Annotated in this window: 18 protein-coding genes; 2 read left to right on the plus strand and 16 right to left on the minus strand. The window is 72.0% G+C overall.

Annotated features, from left to right (window positions below; translation table 11 throughout):
* Window positions 1-188: 188 nt before the first annotated feature.
* The 5 genes from ftsY to ACIA8R_RS10340 form a co-directional block, all read right to left on the minus strand.
* Window positions 189-1,364: a signal recognition particle-docking protein FtsY gene (ftsY, locus tag ACIA8R_RS10320; RefSeq protein WP_397037764.1), complete on the minus strand. Its 1,176-nt coding sequence runs from the start codon at window positions 1,362-1,364 to the stop codon at window positions 189-191.
* Between the two features lie 67 nt (window positions 1,365-1,431).
* The gene (smc, locus tag ACIA8R_RS10325; RefSeq protein WP_397037766.1) at window positions 1,432-5,133 is read right to left on the minus strand and encodes a chromosome segregation protein SMC; all 3,702 of its coding nucleotides are present in this window, start codon (window positions 5,131-5,133) and stop codon (window positions 1,432-1,434) included.
* A 165-nt stretch (window positions 5,134-5,298) separates the two neighbouring features.
* Window positions 5,299-5,493 (minus strand): hypothetical protein, encoded by a 195-nt coding sequence (locus tag ACIA8R_RS10330; protein WP_026214481.1) that lies wholly within the window; start codon window positions 5,491-5,493, stop codon window positions 5,299-5,301.
* A 190-nt stretch (window positions 5,494-5,683) separates the two neighbouring features.
* Window positions 5,684-5,992 (minus strand): acylphosphatase, encoded by a 309-nt coding sequence (locus tag ACIA8R_RS10335; RefSeq protein ID WP_357697705.1) that lies wholly within the window; start codon window positions 5,990-5,992, stop codon window positions 5,684-5,686.
* The gene (locus tag ACIA8R_RS10340) at window positions 5,989-6,891 is read right to left on the minus strand and encodes a LysR family transcriptional regulator (RefSeq protein ID WP_364085007.1); all 903 of its coding nucleotides are present in this window, start codon (window positions 6,889-6,891) and stop codon (window positions 5,989-5,991) included. Before ACIA8R_RS10340 ends, ACIA8R_RS10335 begins: the two co-directional genes overlap by 4 nt.
* Window positions 6,892-6,985: 94 nt before the next feature.
* Between ACIA8R_RS10340 and ACIA8R_RS10345 the strand changes: the two genes are divergently transcribed.
* On the plus strand, window positions 6,986-8,140 hold the full coding sequence (locus tag ACIA8R_RS10345; RefSeq protein ID WP_364085010.1) for an MFS transporter: 1,155 nt from the start codon (window positions 6,986-6,988) through the stop codon (window positions 8,138-8,140).
* Here ACIA8R_RS10345 and mutM read toward each other — a convergent pair.
* From mutM to ACIA8R_RS10385, 8 genes are all read right to left on the minus strand, one after another.
* Window positions 8,088-8,933 (minus strand): bifunctional DNA-formamidopyrimidine glycosylase/DNA-(apurinic or apyrimidinic site) lyase, encoded by an 846-nt coding sequence (mutM, locus tag ACIA8R_RS10350; RefSeq protein WP_357697699.1) that lies wholly within the window; start codon window positions 8,931-8,933, stop codon window positions 8,088-8,090. The two genes, ACIA8R_RS10345 and mutM, sit on opposite strands and share 53 nt — an antisense overlap.
* Window positions 8,934-9,041: 108 nt before the next feature.
* Window positions 9,042-9,761: a ribonuclease III gene (gene rnc / locus ACIA8R_RS10355; RefSeq protein WP_357697776.1), complete on the minus strand. Its 720-nt coding sequence runs from the start codon at window positions 9,759-9,761 to the stop codon at window positions 9,042-9,044.
* A 255-nt stretch (window positions 9,762-10,016) separates the two neighbouring features.
* On the minus strand, window positions 10,017-10,196 hold the full coding sequence (gene rpmF / locus ACIA8R_RS10360) for a 50S ribosomal protein L32 (protein ID WP_033409409.1): 180 nt from the start codon (window positions 10,194-10,196) through the stop codon (window positions 10,017-10,019).
* A gap of 1 nt (window position 10,197) precedes the next feature.
* On the minus strand, window positions 10,198-10,767 hold the full coding sequence (locus ACIA8R_RS10365; protein WP_397037770.1) for a YceD family protein: 570 nt from the start codon (window positions 10,765-10,767) through the stop codon (window positions 10,198-10,200).
* Window positions 10,768-10,821: 54 nt separating this feature from the next.
* Window positions 10,822-11,298, minus strand: coding sequence for a pantetheine-phosphate adenylyltransferase (coaD, locus tag ACIA8R_RS10370; protein WP_352324821.1), 477 nt, complete (start codon window positions 11,296-11,298; stop codon window positions 10,822-10,824).
* Between the two features lie 14 nt (window positions 11,299-11,312).
* Window positions 11,313-11,879: a 16S rRNA (guanine(966)-N(2))-methyltransferase RsmD gene (gene rsmD, locus ACIA8R_RS10375; RefSeq protein WP_397037772.1), complete on the minus strand. Its 567-nt coding sequence runs from the start codon at window positions 11,877-11,879 to the stop codon at window positions 11,313-11,315.
* A gap of 406 nt (window positions 11,880-12,285) precedes the next feature.
* Complete coding sequence (gene recG, locus ACIA8R_RS10380; RefSeq protein WP_364085018.1) at window positions 12,286-14,460, minus strand: ATP-dependent DNA helicase RecG; 2,175 nt, start codon at window positions 14,458-14,460, stop codon at window positions 12,286-12,288.
* A 79-nt stretch (window positions 14,461-14,539) separates the two neighbouring features.
* A complete protein-coding gene (locus ACIA8R_RS10385; protein ID WP_364085021.1) occupies window positions 14,540-16,084 on the minus strand; it encodes a DAK2 domain-containing protein in 1,545 nt (514 codons plus the stop codon).
* Window positions 16,085-16,283: 199 nt separating this feature from the next.
* On the opposite strand from ACIA8R_RS10385, the gene rpmB reads away from it, so the two are divergent.
* Window positions 16,284-16,469, plus strand: a complete 186-nt coding sequence (gene rpmB / locus ACIA8R_RS10390; RefSeq protein ID WP_049556934.1) for a 50S ribosomal protein L28 — start codon at window positions 16,284-16,286, stop codon at window positions 16,467-16,469.
* Between the two features lie 420 nt (window positions 16,470-16,889).
* Here rpmB and thiD read toward each other — a convergent pair whose 3' ends face one another.
* From thiD to ACIA8R_RS10405, 3 genes are all read right to left on the minus strand, one after another.
* Window positions 16,890-17,687: a bifunctional hydroxymethylpyrimidine kinase/phosphomethylpyrimidine kinase gene (gene thiD, locus ACIA8R_RS10395; RefSeq protein ID WP_357697689.1), complete on the minus strand. Its 798-nt coding sequence runs from the start codon at window positions 17,685-17,687 to the stop codon at window positions 16,890-16,892.
* Between the two features lie 30 nt (window positions 17,688-17,717).
* The gene (locus tag ACIA8R_RS10400; protein ID WP_397037775.1) at window positions 17,718-19,466 is read right to left on the minus strand and encodes a hypothetical protein; all 1,749 of its coding nucleotides are present in this window, start codon (window positions 19,464-19,466) and stop codon (window positions 17,718-17,720) included.
* A gap of 230 nt (window positions 19,467-19,696) precedes the next feature.
* Window positions 19,697-20,659 (minus strand): thiamine-phosphate kinase, encoded by a 963-nt coding sequence (locus tag ACIA8R_RS10405; RefSeq protein WP_364085646.1) that lies wholly within the window; start codon window positions 20,657-20,659, stop codon window positions 19,697-19,699.
* Window positions 20,660-20,678: the final 19 nt, after the last annotated feature.

A 20,678-nucleotide genomic window follows, 5' to 3' on the forward strand; every position in this document is an offset into this window, starting at 1 on the left:
CAGTGCCGCGGTGAGGCGAGCGTGGTGGGCCTGACAGTCCCGGGACGATGGACGACGATCTTCTTCATGGGCATCCCCTTGGTGATCGCGGATAACCCGAACATGTCAGCACAAAGCTAACTAACGACTCAAGACTTTTCTGGTAACGGCTATTTCGGCATGAATTAGGACATGACCGATAAAAGCGGTCAGTCGCCCAGGATCGCGTCCACGAAGACCTCGGGGTCGAAGGGCGCCAGGTCGTCGGGCCCCTCGCCGAGCCCCACGAGCTTGACCGGCACGCCCAGCTCGCGCTGCACGGAGATCACGATGCCGCCCTTGGCGGTGCCGTCGAGCTTGGTGAGCGCGATGCCGGTGATGTTCACCACCTCGGCGAACACCTGGGCCTGGCGCATGCCGTTCTGGCCGGTGGTGGCGTCGAGGACGAGCAGCACCTCGTCGACCGTGGCCTTCTTCTCGATGACCCGCTTGACCTTGCCCAGCTCGTCCATCAGGCCGGTCTTGGTGTGCAGGCGGCCCGCGGTGTCGACGATGACGACGTCGACCTTGTCCTCGATGCCCTTGGCCGTGGCCTCGAAGGCCACCGAGGCCGGGTCGCCGCCCTCCGGGCCGCGCACGGTCTCGGCGCCGACCCGTTCGCCCCACGTCTGGAGCTGGTCGGCCGCCGCCGCGCGGAAGGTGTCGGCCGCGCCGAGCACGACCTTCTTGCCGTCGCCGATGAGCGAGCGGGCGAGCTTGCCCGTGGTGGTGGTCTTGCCGGTGCCGTTGACGCCCACGACGAGGACCACGGCGGGCCGCTCGCCGTGCTTCTGGACATGCAGGCCGCGGTCGAGGCCGGGGTTGACCTGGGCCAGGAGCTGCTCGCGCAGCAGGGCCCTGACCTCCGTGGGCGTGCGGCTGCCCAGCACCTTGACCTTGGTGCGCAGTTCCTCGACCATCGCCTGGGTCGGGGCCACGCCCACGTCGGCGGTGATCAGACTCTCCTCGATCTCGTCCCAGACGTCGTCGTCGAGCCGGTCACGCGACAGCAGCTCCAGCAGCCCGCGGCCGAGCGCGCTCTGCGAACGCGCCAGACGCGAACGCAGCCGCACCATCCGCCCCGCGGACGGCGGCGGCACCTCGACCTCGGGCGCGATGACCATCGGCTCGGCCGGCGCGACCGGCGGCGGCACCGTGGTGACCGCGCCGTCGACCTCCTCGACCGGGCCGGCCGGCCGCTTCTCCTCCTCGGGAAGCGGCGGCGCCTCCGGCGGCGGCACGGGCGGCGCCGCCTTGCCACCCGGCTTGAACAGCAGGAAGAGGCCGCCGGCCGCCAGCAGGGCGACGACGACCACGATCACTATGACGCCGAGGTAACCATCCACAAGATGTCAGTTTTCCAGATCGACCGGCATGGTCATGCCCAAGGCACACGGATGATGACAGGCCGGATCAGGCGGATTCGCGCTCCCGCAGGCGCTGGCTGACCACCTGCGTCACGCCGTCGCCGCGCATGGACACGCCGTAGAGGGCGTCGGCGATCTCCATCGTGCGCTTGTTGTGGGTGATGACGATGAGCTGGGAACTCTGCCGCAGCTCCTCGAACAGGGTCAGCAGGCGCTGGGTGTTGGTGTCGTCGAGGGCGGCCTCGACCTCGTCCATGACGTAGAAGGGCGAGGGCCGGGCCTTGAAGATGGAGATCAGGAACGCCACCGCGGTCAGCGAGCGCTCGCCGCCCGACAGCAGGGACAGCCGCTTGACCTTCTTGCCCGGCGGTCTGGCCTCGACCTCGATGCCGGTGGTGAGCATGTCGGTGGGGTCGGTGAGCACGAGCCGCCCGTCGCCGCCCGGGAAGACCCGGGTGAAGATCTGCTCGAACTCGCGGGCGACGTCCTCGTACGCCGAGGCGAACATCTGCTCGACCCGGTCGTCGACCTCCTTGACCACGGTCAGCAGGTCGCGCCGGGTCTTCTTGAGGTCCTCCAGCTGCGAGGTCAGGAACGCGTGGCGCTCCTCCAGCGCGGCGAACTCCTCCAGCGCCAGCGGGTTGACCTTGCCGAGCTGGGTCATCTGCCGCTCGGCGGCCCTGGCCCGCTTCTCCTGCTCCTCCCGGACGTACGGGACGGGCGGGTCGCCGGGCACGAGGGCGTCGGGGCCGTACTCGGAGATCAGCGTCTCGGCCTCGACGCCGAACTCCTCCATCGCCCGCTCCTGGAGCTGCTCCAGCCGCAGGCGCTGCTCGGTGCGGGCCACTTCGCTGCCGTGGGCGCGGTTGACCAGCTTGTCGAGCTCCTGGCCGAGCTCACGCACGCGCACGCGGACCTGCTTGAGCTCGGCGTCGACGGCGACGCGGGCGAGGTCGGCGTCGTCGCGCTCGCGGGAGGCGAGCTGGATCGAGGAGGTGAGCGCCCTGAGCACCTGTTTGGCGCCCTTGCTGACCGCCTCGGCCAGCACGGCCTGCCGCCTGCGCCTGGCCCGCTGTGCGGCGGCCTGGGCACGTTCCTGGCGCTCGCGCTGGGCGGCCCGCAGCAGGCCGTCGGCGCGGCCCTCGATGCCCTTGACGCGCTCCTCGGCCGTGCGCACCTGCAGGCGGGTGTCCATCTCGCGGTGCCTGGCCGTCTCGCAGGTGGCGGCCAGGTCGTCGCGCAGGTCGGTGGTGGGCTCGGTCTCCAGCTCCTGGGCGTATTCGGCCTCGGCCAGCCGGATCTCCAGCTCGGCCAGCTCCTCCAGCCCCTCGGTGCGCGCGTCCTGGGCCGCGGTGACGCTGCGGGCCAGGCGTTCGGCCTCGGCGTGCGCGGCCTGCGCGGCGGCCTCCAGCTGGGCCAGCCGCTTGGCCGCCGCCGCGTTGCGCTGGTCGGCCTCCCGCTGGCGGGCCCTGACCTGGTCGAGCACGCCCTGGGCGGCGCTCACGCCCGCCTGGGCGGTGGTGACCGCGCTCTGGGCCTCGTTGACGTGCGCCTGGGCCGCCTCGACGGCGGTCTGGGCCGCCTGCTCGGCCTCGATCGCCTGGTCGAGCGCCTCGGCCGTGGCCTCCGCCCTGGCCTCGGCCTCCCGCAAGTCGTGGACGGCTTCGTCGAGCGCCGCCCGCACCTGCAGGACGGAGGTGCCGCCGGCCGACCCGCCGCTGGCCAGATGGGCCCCCAGCACGTCGCCGCCCTCGGTCACCACGCGCAGGTCGGGACGCAGCCCCACCAGCTCGCGGGCCGCTTCGAGGTCGCCGACCACGACGACCCCGGCCAGCACGTGGTCGAGCGCGGGCCGCAGCTCGTCGGGCACGGTGACCAGATCGGCGGCCCACCGCCCGCCCTGCGGCGCCTCGGGCCGCGATCGCGCAACCTGGGAGTGATCGGCGCTGTCCGAAACCCCGGCCTGGGCCACCAGCAGCGTGACCTGCCCCGCGTCGGCGTCGCGCAGCAGGCCCAGCGCCTCGACGGCGCTGTCGAGCGTCTTGACGGTGACGGACTCGGCGACCGGGCCGAGCACGGCGGCCACGGCCAGCTCGGCGCCCGGCGTGACCTGCATCGAGGCGGCCAGCGGGCCGAGCACCCCGGCCAGGTCGGCGTCGAGCAGCGCGGCGCCGCCGTCGCCCTTGGCCAGGCCCAGCTCCAGGGCGTCGCGGCGGGCCTGGAGCGCGGCCACCGACCGCTGGGCCTGCTGGTCGGCGGCGCGGGCCGTGGTGACGCCCGCCTTGGCGGCCTGGACGGCGGCCCGCGGCCCGTCGAGCCCGGCCTTGGCCTCGTCGGCGGCCACGCGGGCCTCGTCGGCTGCGGCCCTGGCCTCCTCGACCACGGCCTGCGCGGTGGCCAGCTCCTCGGCGAGCGCCGGATCGACCGCGGGCTCCTCCTCGCGCTGGTTCTCCAGGTCGATCAGGGCCTGCCGCTCGCGCTCGGCGGCGTCGGCCACGGCCTTCTCCAGCCGCCCGATCTCCTCCTCGGCCGCCCGCGCCCTGCTGCGTACGGAGTCGACCTGCCCGCGCAGCCTGGCCAGGCCCTCGCGGCGGTCGGCGGCGGCCCGCGCGGCCATCGCCAGGCGCTGCTCCTCCGCGCTCAGCTCGGCCTCGGCCGCGGCCCGCCCCTGGACGGCCTCCGCCAGCAGCTCCTGGGCGTGTTCGAGCTCGGCTCCGAGGATGTGCTCCTGCTCGCGCACCTCGCCCGCCTCGCGTTCGAGGTCTTCGGGGTCGCGGCCGCGGCGTTCGATGGCGGCGGCGTCGAGGGCGTGGCGGTGGCGTTCGGCGGCGAGCTGTTCGAGGCCGGTGATGCGCTCGCGCAGGGAGGAGAGCCTGAAGAAGGTCTCCTGGGCGGCACTCAGCCGCGGCTGGGCCTCGGCCTCGGCGGCCTCCAGGGCGGCCTCGCGCTGCTGGCCCTCGGCCAGCTCGGTCTCGACCTGATGGCGCCTGGTCGTTACGGCGGCCTCGTCGGCGGCCTCGCGTTCGAGCGTGGCGCGCAGGATGCCCAGGTCGTCGGCGAGCAGCCGCAACCGGGCGTCACGCAGGTCGGCCTGGATGACGGCGGCCTTGCGGGCGATCTCCGCCTGGCGGCCGAGCGGCTTGAGCTGGCGGCGCAGCTCGGTGGCGAGGTCCTGGACCCGGGTCAGGTTGGCCTGCATGGCGTCGAGCTTGCGCAGCGCCTTTTCCTTGCGCTTGCGGTGCTTGAGCACGCCCGCGGCCTCTTCGATGAAGGCGCGGCGATCTTCGGGGCCGGCGTGCAGCACGGCGTCGAGCTGGCCCTGGCCGACGATGACGTGCATCTCGCGGCCGATGCCCGAGTCGGACAGCAGCTCCTGGATGTCGAGCAGGCGGCAGGTGTCGCCGTTGATGGCGTATTCGCTCTGTCCCGACCGGAACATCAGCCGGCTGATCGTGACCTCGGTGTAGTCGATCGGCAGCGCGCCGTCGGAGTTGTCGATGGTCAGCGTCACCTCGGCGCGGCCCAGCGGCGGCCTGGAGGAGGTGCCGGCGAAGATGACGTCCTCCATCTTGCCGCCGCGCAGCGACTTGGCGCTGTGCTCGCCCATGACCCAGGCCAGGGCGTCGACGACGTTGGACTTGCCCGAGCCGTTGGGGCCGACGACGCACGTGATGCCCGGTTCGAGACGCAGGGCGGTCGCCGAGGCGAAGGACTTGAAGCCGCGCAGGGTGAGGGCCTTCAGGTACAAACGCCGACCCCCTGTCTTCCCGGCCTCCGGCTGAACGGGCTTCGGAAAAGCCTACTGGTCCCCGCCGCCCGTCGTGGGCATGTCGGTGACCAGCGCTTTTTCACCAGGGAAAATAACAAGGGACGCCTCTTCGAGACGTCCCTGGGTCTTGCGCTCCGATCACTCTCAGGTGAGTGCCGGCTCGCGCTCCTGCAAGCGACTGAGCGCTTCGTCGCGGGTCTGCGCCGCAAGAGCGTCGTTCGTGGCCTGAAGTCGGATGAGTTCTGCCTCCAGATCCCGGATACGCTGCTGCAAGCGGCGCATCTCCGAGACCATTCGAGGGTCAGGACCGCCGACGTGGCCGAGTAGAGCCTTCGCCATGGTAAAGGGTCCTCCACGCTGAGTGACCAGACTGGTTCGCGCACTTCTATTCCGCGGGAGGGGTGCGCGTGGTACTTAACAAGAGTCGCACCGGCAGTGTGGGCGGTCAAGTCGATCCAACCGCAACGCCCCACTGATAGGCACTCCCGACATATAACTATACCCTATTTGGGCCGTTTAGCAAAAGCGACTACCGCTCTACAAAACCGCTCAAACTACCTCGGGGTTCACTCCATCGTTCCACTACTCCATCGACCCTTCCCGGCGTGTCGCAACCCTTGAGCAGCTCCAACAGCTTGACGCACGCCTCCTGCGGCCCCTCGGCGACGACCTCGACCCGGCCGTCGTCGGTGTTCCGCGCCCAGCCGGTGAGGCCGAGCTCCAACGCCCGTGCGCGCGTCCACCATCGGAAGCCCACTCCCTGGACCCTGCCCCGCACCCAGGCGGTTACTCGGACGTTTCCCGAAGCTTTGTCGCCATTACTCTTCGTATCCGTCATGCCGCCACCGTCTCATGCCGCCGTACGACTTCCATGGCCAACTCGTTGAAGGCCAGGATCGAGGCCGTGCGTCCGGCCCGCAGCCAGGCCAGGCCCAGGATCGACGGAGGCAGGCCGGTGACCGGCACGAACGCGATGTCGGGCCGGCGGTGGTGGTCGGCGCTCGGCTTGCAGAAGAGCATGCCACCGCGGTTCAGGGCGACCTGCGTCAGGCCCTCCTGGGTGGTGGCCACCGAGCCGGCCCGCGCGATCGGCCGCCCGGAAGGGGTGAGGGTGGGGGCGATGTGCTCCTGCCAGCGGCGCGGGGCGGGGTCGTCGAGGCCGAACAGGGCGACCGAGGCCAGCTCCTCGGCGTCCACGCCGGCGCGGGCGGCCAGCGGATGGCGTACGGACAGGCCCAGCTCGACCGGGCAGTGGTTCAGCTCCGCGCCGCCCTCCAGGTCGGGCTCTTCGAGGGGCAGCAGCGTGAACGTCAGGTCCACCCGCCCCTCGCGCAGCTTGCTGAACGGGTCGGAGAGCGGCACCTCCACCAGCTCGACCATGCAGCCCGGGTACCGGCGCTCGAACGCCGCCACGCTCCCGGTGACGATCTCGGTGGGCGTGGCCAGGAACCCCACCCGCAGCAGGCCCGCGACCTCCCGGGCCGAGGCCGTCGCCCGCGACACGGCCGCCGCCATGCCGTCGTAGGCGGGCCGCAGGTCGGCCAGGAAGCGACAGCCGAGCGGCGTCAGGCGCACCCGTCTGCTGGTGCGGTCGAACAGCCGGCCGCCGATCCGGGTCTCCAGCGCGCCGATGAGCTGGCTCACCCGGCCGGGCGACAGATACAGGCGCTCGGCCGTACGCGCGAAGTGCAGCTCCTCGCTCAGCACGACGAAGCACTCCAGTTCCCTGAACTCCATGCCACTCCCCGGGACGCGATCGCTTAGCCTGCCTAAAGCAAGGCTTCGAGCTTCGTCATTGTTCCGCCCCCGGCCGATGACGAGGCTGAACGGCATGACGACTCTTGAGACCTCCACTGTCGCGCGGGCCCGCTGGCTCGCCGTGCTCGCGGTCGCGGTGGGCACCTTCACCGTCGTGACCAGCGAGATGTTGCCCGTCGGCCTGCTGACCTCGATCGCCTCCACCCTAGGCGTGTCCGACGGCACGGCCGGGCTGATGATGTCGCTGCCGGGGCTGGTCGCGGCCGTCTCGGCGCCCGTGCTGGCCCTGGCCACCCGGCGGCTGGACCGCCGCGTCCCCTTGCTCGGCCTGATGGCGTTGCTCGCGGTGGCCAACCTGGCGGCGGCGTTCGCGACGAGCTTCCCCGTCATGCTGGGCGCGCGGGTGCTGACCGGGATCAGCATCGGCGGGTTCTGGGCCTTCGCGGCCGGGCTCGGCCTGCGGCTGGTGCCCGAGCGTTCGGTGGGCCGGGCCACGTCGGTCATCCTGGGCGGCGTGTCGGTGGCCTCGGTGCTCGGCGTGCCCGCGGCCACGCTCATCGCCTCGGCGGCCGGGTGGCGCACGTCGTTCGGGGTCATGGGCGGGGTGGCGCTGGTGCTGCTCGGGGTGCTGGCCGCCGTGCTGCCGCCCATGCCGGGCGAGGACGCCGCCGGTGGCTCGCGCGCGCCGCTGCCGGGAGCGCTGCGGGTCGTGCTGGCGGCGACCGTGCTGATCATCACCGGGCACTTCGCGGCCTACACCTACGTCCGGCCGTTCCTGGAGCAGGTCTCCGACGCCGGTCCCGCCCTGGTCAGCGTGGCCCTCCTGGTGTACGGCGCGGCCGGCGTCGTCGGCAACTTCGTCGCGGGCGCCAGGGCGGCCAGGAACCCCAAGCCGGTGCTGATCGTCCTGGCCCTGCTCATCGCCGTGTCCACGGCGGCGCTGGCGCTGGTCGGGCTGCCCCTGGTGATGCTCGTCGTGTGGGGACTCGGCTACGGCGGCGTCGGCGTGGCGCTGCAACTGTGGATCATGCGCTCGGGCGGGGGCGAGCTGGGCACCGCGCTGTTCGTGGGCGCGTTCAACGTTTCGATCGCGCTCGGCTCGTTCGTCGGCGGCCGGGTGGTGGACGGCGTGTCGATCTCGTCGGTGATGTGGCTGGGCGCCGCGCTGGCCCTGCTCACCGCGGCTTTCGCTGGCATTTGGGGCAGGAGTACGACGACCGGTTCATGAACGCCTCCCGCCTGATGGGCGTGCCGCAGCGGGAGCACGGCAGGTCGCGGCGGCCGTAGACCTCCAGGGAACGGTCGAAGTAGCCGCTCTCGCCGTTGACGTTGACGTAGAGGCTGTCGAAGGAGGTGCCGCCCTGCTGCAGGGCGGCGCCCATCACCGTGCGGACGCCGGCCAGCAGCTCGGCGACCTTCGGACGGGTGAGCGTCTCGGTGGGACGGGCCCAGTGCAGCCGGGCGATCCACAGCGCCTCGTCGGCGTAGATGTTGCCGACGCCGCTGATCAGCGACTGGTCCAGCAGCGCCCGCTTGATCTCGGTGCGTCTGGCCCTGAGCCTGCGGGTGAACTCCGCCTCGTCGAACGACTGCTCGAACGGGTCGGGCGCGATGTGCGCGATCGGCGCGGGCACGCCGCCGACGAGCGGGGTCAGCATGACGTGGCCGAACGTGCGCTGGTCGACGAAACGCAGGTCGGGGCCGCCGTCCTCGAAGCGGAGGCGTACGCGCAGGTGCTTCTCGGGCGGCGTCTGCGGATCGACGACGAGCAGCTGGCCGCTCATGCCCAGGTGGGCCAGGAGGGCCTCCTCGGCGCCCGACAGGGGCAGCCACAGGTATTTGCCGCGCCGCTCGGCCGACAGGACCGTACGGCCCTTCAGGCGGGCGGCGAACTCGTCGGCCCCGGGGACGTGCCGCCGGATCGCCCGTGGGTGCAGCACCTCCGCGGCGGCGATCTCGCGGCCGACGACCCATTGCGCGAGGCCGCGCCTGACGACCTCGACCTCCGGCAGCTCAGGCACCGTGCACCAACCGTCCTCTCGACTTCCCCGGCCGCAGGGCATGCCGCGGCGGAGACGGATCCGCAGTCACAACGCCGGACGCGGGCCGGGGCTTCCCGAGTGCCGGGGTCAGCTCGCGGGCTGGCTCTCGCGCTGCTCGCGGCGGGCCCGGATGCGCGTCCAGGCCGCCTCGGCCGCCTGCTGCTCGGCCTCCTTCTTGCTGCGCCCGGTGCCCGAGCCGTAGGACTCGCCGCCGACGCGGACCATCGCCGTGAACGACTTGGCGTGGTCGGGCCCGCTCTCCTCGACGTGGTACTCGGGCACGCCGAGCGCCTCGGAGGCGGTGAGCTCCTGAAGGGAGGTCTTCCAGTCGAGCCCCGCGCCCAGCGAGGCCGAACGCACGATCAGCGGGTCGAACAGCAGGTGGACGACCCGGAACGCCTCGTCGAGGCCCTTGTCCACGTAGATCGCGCCGATCAGCGCCTCAAGCGTGTCGGCCAGGATCGAGGACTTGTCGCGGCCACCGGTGCCCTCCTCGCCCCTGCCGAGCCGCAGGAACCGGCCGAGGCCCAGGTTGCGGGCGACGTCGGCCAGCGCGCGCATGTTGACCACCGCGGCGCGCAGCTTGGCGAGCTGCCCCTCGGGCAGGTCGGGGTGGTTGCGGTAGAGGGTGTCGGTGACCACGAGACCCAGCACCGAGTCGCCGAGGAACTCCAGGCGCTCGTTGGTGGGCAGGCCGCCGTTCTCGTACGCGTACGAGCGGTGCGTCAGGGCCCGCTCAAGGATGTCGGGGTCGAGGCCGACGACCAGGACCCGCTGCAGCTCTTCCCGGGCGACCTCCACGGCCACCGGCTTAGGACCTGCGCCCACGTGTTTCCTCCTCGGACATCTTCACAAGGCGGCCGCGGAAGATGCCCGAAAACGTGGTGGGCGTCGGGGTAACACGTTAGCCCCGGCGTCCACCACGGCCGCGGGCGAACCGCCGCCGTACGCTTCTACAGACGTTAACGCCGACCGAGGCACAATGGCACCCGGTCGGCATCACGTCAACTGCTGACGGTGAGCCCGCCGCCGGCGTGACGGGCGGGCCGGCTGTCAGTGTGATCAGGCGGACGGCTCGATGACCTGACGACGGTTGTAGGTGCCGCAGGTGGGGCACGCGATGTGCGGCTGCTTGGGCGAACGGCACTGCGGGCAGCTCACCAGGGCGACAGCAGTCGTCTTCCACTGGGAGCGACGGGCGCGGGTGTTGCTCCGCGACATCTTTCGCTTCGGGACGGCCACGTCACTTCTCCTGATCGTTATCGTTCTCGGAAATCAGACCTTGCAACGACGCCCAGCGGGCATCGATCTTCTCGTGCCGGTGATCGGCGCCGGCCTCGGCCAGCTTGATCCCGCACTCCGTGCAGAGCCCCTCGCAGTCCTCGCGGCACACGGGGCTCAGCGGCAGTGCGAGCACCACCGCGTCACGGAACGTCGGCTCGAGGTCGAGCAGCTCCCCGTCGAGCAGCGAGTCCTCCTCCGAGGCGTCCTCGTCGGAGTAGAAGAACAGCTCCTGCAGATCGACCTCGATGTCCGAGGTGATCGGGTCAAGGCACCGCGCGCACTCCCCGGCGAGCGGGGCGTGCGCCGTGCCCGAGACGAGCACGCCTTCCATCACTGCTTCGAGCCGGAGGTCCAGCTCGACTTCGGCGTCTTTGGGGACACCGATCATGTCGACGCCGAGGTTAGCCGGTGCCGGAAGGGACAGGGTCATCTGCCGCATCGTGCCCGGTCGCTTCCCCAGATCATGAGTGGAGAGCACCCAAGGGGAGCGGGGGTCGAGGTGCTGAGTCATCCTGCTCTCGCTAGGCATGGCGAAGACGCTCGCCGTCGTACAAGGCCGAAATGAAAGGATACCAGGTCGCGGTCAGCCCCTGAGACGCTCGATGAGCAGCTTGTGCACCAGGTCAGGGACCAGGCCGGACACGTCGCCACCATACCGCGCGATCTCCTTGACCCGGCTGGAGGACAGGAAGGAGTACTCGGGGTTGGTGGGCATGAACAGCGTCTCGACGCCCGAGAGACGGTAGTTGAGCTGGGCCATCTGCAACTCGTAGTCGAAGTCGCTGACCACCCTGATGCCCTTGACGATGGCGGGGATGTCGTTGTGCTTGCAGAAGTCCACCAGCAGGCCGTGGAACTTCTGCACCTTGACGTTGGGGTACTCCTTGGTCACGGTCTGAAGGATCTCGATCCGTTCGTCGACCGTGAACAGGCTGCTCTTCTCGATGTTGATGAGGACCGCCACGACCACCTCGTCGTACAGGCGGGCGGACCGGCCGATGATGTCGAGATGGCCATTGGTGATGGGGTCGAACGACCCCGGGCAGACAACGCGGCGCAAGACGCCTCCCAGGTCTACGGGTTCCCGGCGGCGCGACCGTACCAAACGGATGCTTCGCCGTATCTACGGACCCTCTCCTCAACATAACCTTCCGGCCATATCAAGGACTTTCCCCTGGTTTCCCGCTCGAACGCCACCAGCCCGTCGTCCACCAGCCAGCCGAGGTCACGCAGCAGCTCCAGGACCCGCGTCACCTCCCCGTCGCCCAGCGCGTACGGCGGATCGGCGAAGACGATGTCGTACGGCTCCTCCGGCGGCTTGGCCAGGACCCGTTCCACCTTGTCGCCCACCAGCTCGGCGCCTTCGAGGCCGAGCGACTGGATGTTGGCCCTGATCGTCCGGATCGCCTTGGCGTCGGACTCGACGAGCAGCGCGTGGGCCGCGCCCCTGGACAGCGACTCCAGCCCCACGGCGCCCGAACCGGCGTACAGGTCGAGCACGCGGGCCTCGCGCAGGCCGTAGAGGGAGTCGAGGGTCAAGAAGATGCCTTCCCTGGCCCTGTCGCTGGTCGGCCTCGTGCCGCGCCCCGGCGGCACGGCCAACCGCCGCCCGCCCGCGCTCCCCGCGATGATCCGAGTCATAAGGGCCATTGTTCCGCATGTTCGCGCAGGTCAAGAGTGGACAAGTGTCGGCCTCGACTGCGCAAGGGTGATTCACATCGGGCGGATCGGCCCGCATGATGAATCTGCGGCCTTCAAGGTGACCCACATGAAGGCCGACCGGCGTGATCGTGAGCCCTTCCGCACGCCGGTTCCCTCGGCACCTGACCCGAGGGTGGGCCCAGCCGGGGACGGCATTCGGGGGGAGGCCGTCCCCGCGGCTGGGCCTGTAAGACCTTCATCTCTTACGGCTTCGCGTGGTTCCTCCACTCGCCGTACTTCGGCTGACGGCCCTCCATGTAACGGCCCCTGACCCTTCACCGGCTTGCCGCCGTTACGCGAGCCCCCGTCGCCCTGCTCCGTGGCTCTCCGTGGCTCTCCGGGGCCCTCACGTCTTCTCCAGGTACTCCGCCTTCTCGTCCTCCAGCAGGCGGGCGATCTCCGCGCGCAGGCCGTCGTGGGTCGCGAGCTCCGGGTCCTCGGCCAGCAGGGCGGCCGCCTCGTCCCTCGCCGTGGTGATGACGTCTTCGTCGCGGAGCAGTTGCAGAAGCTTCAGCGAGCTGCGTTTGCCCGACTGGGCCGCCCCCAGGACGTCGCCCTCGCGGCGCTGCTCCAGGTCGACGCGGGACAGCTCGAAGCCGTCGAGCGTGGCGGCCACCGCGTCGAGGCGGGCGCGGGCCGGGGTGCCCTCGGGGAAGTCGGAGACCAGCAGGCACAGGCCGGGCAGGCCGCCCCGGCCCACCCGCCCGCGAAGCTGGTGGAGCTGGGAGACGCCGAAGCGGTCGGCGTCCATGATGATCATGACCGAGGAGTTGGGCACGTCGACGCCCACCTCGATGACCGTGGTCGCGACCAGCACGTCGACCTCGCCCTTGGTGAAGGAACGCATGATCGCGTCCTTCTCCTCCGGCGGGAGCTTGCCGTGCAGGGTCTCGACCCGCAGATCCTGGAAGGGGCCCTGGGTCAGCAGCTCGGCGACCTCCAGCACGGCCAGCGGCGGACGTCGCTCGTCGTCGCCCCCCGACGCCAGGTCGCCCTCGTCGCCCTCCAGATCGCCGATCCGCGGGCACACGATGTACGCCTGCCGGCCCAGCTCCACCTCCTCGCGCACCCGCTGCCAGGTGCGTTCGAGATAGTGGGGCTTCTCGGCGGCGGGCACGACGTGCGTGGTGATGGGCGCGCGCCCCGACGGGAGCTGCGACAGCGTCGAGACCTCCAGGTCGCCGAAGACCGTCATGGCGACCGTGCGCGGGATCGGGGTCGCGGTCATCACCAGCACGTGCGGACGGCCGCCGCCCGCCTTCTCGCGCAACGCGTCACGCTGCTCCACGCCGAAGCGGTGCTGCTCGTCGACCACCACCAGGCCCAGGTCGGCGAACTGGACGTGCTCCTGGAGCAGGGCGTGCGTGCCCACCACGATGCCCGCCGTGCCCGAGGCCGCGTCGAGCAGCGCCGAACGCCGGGCCGCCGCGCCCATCGAACCCGTCAGCAGGGTGACCGCCGTGCCGCCGAACATGCCGCCCTGGGCCAGCTCGCCCAGCATGTTCGTGATCGAGCGGTGGTGCTGCTGGGCCAGCACCTCCGTGGGCGCCAGCAGCGCGGCCTGGCCGCCCGCGTCGACCACCTGGAGCATCGCGCGCAGCGCCACGACCGTCTTGCCCGCGCCCACCTCGCCCTGCAACAGCCGGTGCATCGGGTGCTCCAGCGCCAGGTCGGCGGCGATCTCCTCCCCCACCTGCGCCTGCCCCTCGGTGAGCGTGAACGGCAGCCGCCCGTCGAAGTCGGCCAGCATGCCGTCGGAACGCCTCGGACGCGCCTTGGCCGGCCACGCCGTGGCCGCCTGACGCCGCTGGAGCAGCACCGCCTGCAGCACGAACGCCTCGTCGAACTTCAGCCGCTTGCGCGCTTTCCCCACCTCGGCGAAGTCCTTCGGCCGGTGGATGGCCACCAGCGCCTCGGCCAGCGGCTGGAGGCCGTGCCTGGCCCGCAGCTCGGCGGGCAGCGGGTCGTCGAGCGGGCCCAGCGTGTCGAGCACCACGCCGACCGCCCGCCTGATCGCCCACGGCGTCAGGTCCTTGCCCGCCGGGTAGATCGGCACCGGCGCCGACGCGAACTCCTCGGCGCTCGCCTCGCCCTCCTCGAACAGCTCGAACTCCGGGTGCGAGAGCTGCCAGCGCGGCTTGGACCGCGCCCCGAACAGCCCCACCTTGCCGGCGAACATGCCGCGCCGCCCCGGCTTGAGCCGCGACTCGGCCACATGGGAGCCCTTGCCGAAGAACGCCAGGTAGATCCGGTTGCCGTTGCCGTCGACGACCTCGGCCTCCAGCCACGTGCCGCCGCGGTTGCGCATCGGCTTGCGCATCAGCCTGGTCACCTCGCCGACCACGGTGACGTGCTCGTCGACCTCCAGCGCGTCGAGCGAGGTCAGCTCGCCGCGCTCGGCGTAGCGGCGCGGGTAGTGGCGCAGCAGGTCGCCGACCGTCTCCAGGCCGAGCACGCTGTGCAGCAGCTTGGCGGTCTTCGGGTCGAGCGCTTTGGTCAGGGGCTCGTCGAAACGGCTCACGGGATCCAGTTCTACCGCCTGCGGCCGACAGGAATCCCGCATCGGGGCTTGGAGTCGCCCCCGGAAGGGGCCTGTGCCGCTACTCGACGCCGATCAGCAGCGGGTAACCGCCCTGCTCGCCGTCGTAGACGACCAGGTCCACGTCCGGCCGGGTGCGCCGCAGGTGGTCCTCCAGGTGGACGGCGAGCCGTTCTGGCAGGCCGGAGCCCGTGACCAGGGTCACCAGCTCGCCGCCGCCCGCCAGCATCCTGTCGACGATCAGCCTCGCCACGCGTTCCAGGTCGCCGCCGATGACCGCCACGTCGCCGTCGATCAGGCCCAGCACGTCGCCCGGCCGGCACACGCCTGCGCTGGTGAACGCCTCCCTGTCCGCCACCGCCAGATGCCCGTGCCTGGTGTGGCCGGCCGCGTCCGTCATGGCCACCACGTCGTCGTCGAACCGGCGCAGCGGGTCGTGCACGGCCAGCGCCGACAACCCCTGCACGGTCGCCCTGGTCGGCAGGACGCTCACGGCCACGCCGTCCTCGCGGGCGATCTCGGCCGCCGCGACGGCCACCGCGAGCACGCCCTCGTCGTTCGGCAGCACGGCCACCTCCGCGCCCGCCTGCCTGATCGCGGCCAGCAGCTCGGGCAGCGCCGGACGGGTGCCGGGCTCGCGGCGCACCACGACCGCGCCGCTCTCCTCGAACAGCGCCGCGATCCCGTCGCCCGCCGCCACCGCCACCACGCCGCTGCCCGCCCTGCCCCGGTGCGTACGCTCGGCCAGGTACGTGATCCTGATCCGGTACGGCCGCCCCGCCCGCAACCCCGCCTCCACCGCCGCCCCCGCGTCGGCCACGTGGACGTGCACGTTCCACAGCCCCTCGCCGCCCACCACGACCAGCGACTCGCCCATGGCGTCGAGCTCGGCGCGCAGCCCGGCCACGGCGCGCTCGTCGGCGTCCAGCAGGTACATCACCTCGTAGCCCGCGCCCACCTCGGTCATCGGCGTCACCCGGGCGGTCGGCGCGGGCACGTCGTAGTGATCGCTGTAGGAGTCCGTGAGCACGGCGGCCAGGGTCTCCAGCACGATCGCCGCCCCCGCCCCGCCCGCGTCCACGACCCCGCTGCGGGCCAGCACCTCCAGCTGCCCCGGCGTACGGCGCAACGCGGCCCGCGCCTCCCGCGCCGCCTGCCGCGCCACCTCGCCCGCGTCGCCGTCCACGTCCTGGGCGGCCCGCGCGGCCGACTCCAGCACGCTCAGCACCGTGCCCTCGACCGGCCTGGCCACGGCCTCCCTGGCGAGCGTGGCCGCCCTGAGCAGCCCGGCACGCAGGTCGGTACCGTCCTTGAGCACCTCGGCCAGCCCGCGCAACGCCTGGCTGACGATGACCCCCGAGTTGCCGTGCGCCCCGACCAGCGCGCCGTACGCGAGCGTCTGCCACACCACGGCCGCGTCGACGTCGTCGGGCAGGGACTCGACGGCCTCGGCCGCGGACAGCATGGTGAGGTGCAGGTTCGTGCCGGTGTCGCCGTCGGCCACGGGGAACACGTTGAGGGCGTCGATCTCCGACCTCGCACCGCCGAGCGCGTCGGCGGCCAGGCGGGCCCAGCGGCGCACCGCGGGCGGGTCGAGGGCCTTCATCTGCGCTCCTTCGACCTCCCCGTATGCGCTACCTTGTTGGAGGAGAATATCCCCGCACCGGTCACCGTCCAGTGCTCTGGTTCGCGCCCAATGGTGTGGATCAGATATTCTCGTCTGGCTGGCCGGTTGTCCCGGCATGCCCTCCGCCCGGAAAGCATCAGCGGACAGGGCTACATCGACTGTTTTAAGGAGCGATACCGTGGCTTCCGTCTGCGATGTCTGCCGCAAGGGGCCGACCTTCGGCAACAACGTGTCCCACTCCCACCGCCGTACCCGTCGTCGTTGGAACCCCAACATCCAGACGGTCCGCGCGGTCATCGGCGGCACGCCGAAGAAGCTGAACGTGTGCACCTCGTGCATCAAGGCGGGCAAGGTCACCCGCTAGTTCTCGTCTTTCGCGAAGCCCGTCGCTCCCGGTGAAGGAGCGGCGGGCTTTCGTCGTGCCCGCCGCCGCCCCCACCAATCCTCCGTCACCCCCACCCGCTCCCCCGTTGCCCCCAGGTCGTCTCCGGTGACCCCAGGAGATTCCGCTACTCCCCGGGTGGTTCTTGGTGACCCCAGGAGGTCCCCCGCTGCCCCTGGTATTGGCCCCAGGAGGTCGGTCGCTGGCCCCTCCCCCGCCGCCCCCGGTAGTCCGCCCCCAGGCGGCGCCGGCCCCAGGGGCCCCCACTGCCCCCAGCCCCTCCCCCGCTGACCCCAGGCGATTCCCCCACTGGTCCCGCTGGGGAACGGTGGGCGAGGGGTGGGGCTGAGCAGGTCCGGGGGCGGGGGTTGGGGCGGGGTGGGGCCCTGAAAGCGGGGAGGGTCAGTGCCAGAGCCAGGCGTGGTCGACCGGGCCGATGCCGTCGCCCAGGGGGAAGCCGTGGGCGATCGCGCCCGTCACGTACTCCTTGGCCTTCCCCACCGCCGTCGGGACGTCGTCGCCCAGCGCGAGGCGGGAGGCGAGGGCCGAGGCCAGAGTGCAGCCCGTGCCGTGGGTGTGGCGGTTGTCGAGGCGTTCGGCGGCGAAGCGGTACTCGGTCGCGCCGTCGGTCAGGAGATCGACGGGAGCGCCGGGCAGGTGGCCGCCCTTGATGAGGGCCCAGGCCGGGCCGAGCGCGAGCACCGCGTCGGCGGCCCGGCGCAGGTCGTCCTCGCCCTCGACCTTGACGGAGGTGAGCTGCTCCACCTCCCACAGGTTGGGCGTCACGACGGTGGCGACGGGCAGCAGACGGGTCCTGAGCGTGTCGACGGCCGCGGGGGCGAGCAGGGAGTCCCCGTGCTTGGAGACCCCGACGGGATCGACCACCACCGGCGCGCCGTACGCCCCCAGCACCTCGGCCACCGTCTCCACCAGCACCGGCGAGGCCAGCATCCCGGTCTTGACCGCCTGCGCCCCGATGTCGCCCAGCACGGAGTCGAGCTGCGCGCGTACGGCCTCCGGCGGCAGCTCCCAGTAGCCCTGGACGCCCAGCGAGTTCTGGGCCGTGACGGCGGCGATCACGCTCATGCCGTGCACGCCCATCGCCATCATGGTCTTCAGGTCGGCCTGGATGCCCGCGCCGCCTCCCGAATCGGAGCCCGCGACGGTCAGCACACGTGGAGGGGTCGTCATGAACCCCATCCAACCACTCGACCCGGACTTGTCCGGCACTCAGCCGATGGCGCACTCCCCGCCGACCAGCCCGCACGCGCCCGGCTCCTGCGCCTTCCCCGTCGCCGAGTACGTGACGTCCACCGAGTCGCCGGCGGCCAGCGAGCCCGACAGGTCGATGATCAGCAGGTCGCCGTCCTGGGTCCAGGCGCCGCCGTTCACGTTCGTGACGCGGCCCTCTACCGGCAGGGAGAAGGTCGCGTTGTCCAGCGGAGCCTGCGACTGGTTGGTGACGCGCAGCGTGGCCGAGTACGCGGTGAGCCGCTGCTTGACCGTCTGCCGCACGTTCACCGAGCCGCCGCTCCCGCCGTAACCGGCCGTCGAGGTGGTCTCGGGCACGGCGCTGCTGCCCACCGTGGGCACCACGCCGCCGTCGGTGTTGCCCACGGTCGTGGCGTCGTCGGTCGGGGTCTCGGTGATCGCCTCCTCGGGGGGCGGCTCGGGGGCCCGCGTCGGCTTGGTCGAGGGCTTCGGCCTCGTCCTGGTGGGCGTGGGGGTGGGGGCCGAGCTGCGGCGCGGGGGCCGGTTGCCGTACGTGGGGGCGGTGGTCGTCGGGGCGTCGGAGGGCGTGCTCGCGTCTTCGTCCTCCGACGGCTCGTCCGTCGGCTCCTCCGAGGGCTCCTCCTCGTCCGTGGGGTCGGAGACCGTGGCGGTCGAGGGGCTGGTGCTGGTGTGGACGGCGGCGCAGCTCGCGTCCGCGCACGTGCCGGGGTCGCCCGAGGAGCTCATGAGCTTCACGCCGGCGACCGTGCCGCCGAGCACGACGGCCACGGCGGCGACCGACAGCAGCGCCAGGCGTCCCTTGTTGTTGCCGTTGCCCTTGCCTCTGCCCCTGCCGCCGCCGGTGGGGGCGTTCAGGTCGTCGTCGTCGCCGTCGCCGCCGCCACCGGACGACCTGCGCCGTCCGCCGCGGCGGCGACCGCGGGACTCGTCGGTCTCGTCGAGTTCGTCGAGGTCCTGGTCGGAGGACCAGCCCGAGCGCAGGAAGCCGGTCTCGGCCTCCGCCCAGGCGGGGGTGTGCACGGCGGTCGGCTCCCCGGCCACCTTCACGTCACCGGGCTCCGGCGGCCTCCCCGGGAAGCCGCCGTCGGGGCCGCCGGGCACGTCGAACCTCGCGGTGCTGCCCGGCTCCGGCAGGTCGAACCTGGCCGTGCCACCGGGTTCCTGGGCGTCGAAGGGGCCGGTGTTCCTGCCCTGCCCGTCGAACGGACCCGTGTTGCGGCCAGAGGCGTCGAACGGACCGGTGTTCCGCTGAGGGGCGTCGAACGGGCCCGTGTTGCGCTGGGGCGCGTCGAAGGGGCCGGTGGTGCGGCCGGAGGCGTCGAAGCTGGGCGGGGCGCCGAAGGCGGGCGTGGCGCCGGGCTGGGACGGCGGCCCACCAGAGGGCCCGACGGCGTCCCAGTCGGCCGGGCGGGCGAAGGCGCCCGTCACCTCGAACGGCCCGGCCCCGTTCGGCTCAGGGTACGGAGCCCCGGGAAACGCGGGCCCGTTCGACTCGGAGTACGCAGACCCGGAGAAGGCGGGCCCGTTCGGCTCAGAGTAGGGAGACCCGGAGAACGCGGGACCGGACGGCGGCGGAAAGGAGCCGGCGGGGTCGTCGGACGGCGTGAACCCTGGGGCGGCGTCGGCGGGCACAGCGAAGGCCCCCGTGGTCTCGAACGGCTCGGGCTGCCTGCCGCGCTGCGGCGGGCCGTCCTCGCGGCGCGGCATCGGGGCCCACTGCCCCGTCACCTCGACCTGGTCCGGCAACGCCGGCCAGCCCGGCGCCTCGGCCGGGTCGTCGGGACCCCAGAAAGCGCTGCCGTTCCCCCGTTCATCCCCATCGTCGGATCCACCGGTGCCGTGGCGGCCCATGTGTGCCCTTTCTCGCGGTTACAGTGGCCGCCAATCTTCATAACACCTTTGCTACGTCCTTGTCACAACAATCCCGCTAGTGCTACCCCAAACCAGGAAAATTTCACGTAAATCGGGACAAGTCATCACCGAAAGTGATCCCAGCCGCCTTGTCCCATCTCGCGGCCGTACACCAGGACGCCCTCCCCCTCGACCACCCGGCCCACGACCTGCCACGCCGGCGGCAGCCGTACGTCAGAGGGGAAGACCGCGGCGAGCGCGTGATCCTCGCCACCCGTGAGCACCCATTCGAGTGGATCGTTCCCCAGCTCCTTGGCCGCCGCCGCCACCGGCTCCCCCACGGTGAACGCCTCGGGATCCAGCTCGACGCGTACGCCACTGGCCTCGGCGACGTGCCCGAGGTCCTGCACCAGGCCGTCGCTGACGTCGAGCATCGCGCTCGCGCCCAGTTCGGCCGCCCGCGGCCCCTCCTCGTACGGCGGGCAGGGCCGCCGATGGGCAGCCACCGCCTCCTCCAGCACGGCGGAGCCCGCGGCGACCCCGGCCCCCAGCAGGGCCAGCCCGGCGGCGGCGTACCCCAGCCGCCCGGCCACGGCCACCACCTCCCCCGGCCGCGCCCCGGACCGCGTCACCGGCGCCCGCCCGCGCAGGTCGCCCAGCGCGGTGACCCCGATGACCACCAGGTCGGAGCGGGTGATGTCGCCCCCGACCACGCTCGCGCCGACCACCGCGCACTCCTCGCGGAACCCGTCGGTCAGGGCGTCGAGCCAGGCCACGGGCAGGTCGGGCGGGATGCCGAGCCCGACCACGATGGACGTCGGCACGGCTCCCATGGCGGCGATGTCGGCCAGGTTCTGGGCGGCGGCCTTGCGGCCCACGTCGCGCCCGCCGGACCAGTCGAGGCGGAAGTGCCTGCGCTCGACCAGCAGATCGGTCGACACGACCACCCGGCCGTCGGGCGCGGCGACCATGGCGGCGTCGTCACCGGGGCCGAGCATGACCCCCTCTCCCTGGGGCAGACGTCCGGCAATACGATTTACGACACCGAATTCGCCGAGATCTCCGACTGTGATGACGCACCTCCTGATGCACACAGGGTACGGTGGC

This window comes from Nonomuraea sp. NPDC051191 (genome assembly GCF_044455665.1).
GTDB lineage: Bacteria > Actinomycetota > Actinomycetes > Streptosporangiales > Streptosporangiaceae > Nonomuraea.

Excerpts from the sequence above, each read along its gene's own strand:
- ACIA8R_RS10330 (WP_026214481.1), bottom strand. The coding sequence starts at position 5,493 with ATGGCGAAGGCTCTACTCGGCCACGTCGGCGGTCCTGACCCTCGAATG.
- ACIA8R_RS10335 (WP_357697705.1), bottom strand. The coding sequence starts at position 5,992 with ATGACGGATACGAAGAGTAATGGCGACAAAGCTTCGGGAAACGTCCGA.
- ACIA8R_RS10340 (WP_364085007.1), bottom strand. The coding sequence starts at position 6,891 with ATGGAGTTCAGGGAACTGGAGTGCTTCGTCGTGCTGAGCGAGGAGCTG.
- ACIA8R_RS10345 (WP_364085010.1), top strand. The coding sequence starts at position 6,986 with ATGACGACTCTTGAGACCTCCACTGTCGCGCGGGCCCGCTGGCTCGCC.
- ACIA8R_RS10365 (WP_397037770.1), bottom strand. The coding sequence starts at position 10,767 with ATGCCTAGCGAGAGCAGGATGACTCAGCACCTCGACCCCCGCTCCCCT.
- rsmD (WP_397037772.1), bottom strand. The coding sequence starts at position 11,879 with ATGACTCGGATCATCGCGGGGAGCGCGGGCGGGCGGCGGTTGGCCGTG.
- ACIA8R_RS10385 (WP_364085021.1), bottom strand. The coding sequence starts at position 16,084 with ATGAAGGCCCTCGACCCGCCCGCGGTGCGCCGCTGGGCCCGCCTGGCC.
- thiD (WP_357697689.1), bottom strand. The coding sequence starts at position 17,687 with ATGGGGTTCATGACGACCCCTCCACGTGTGCTGACCGTCGCGGGCTCC.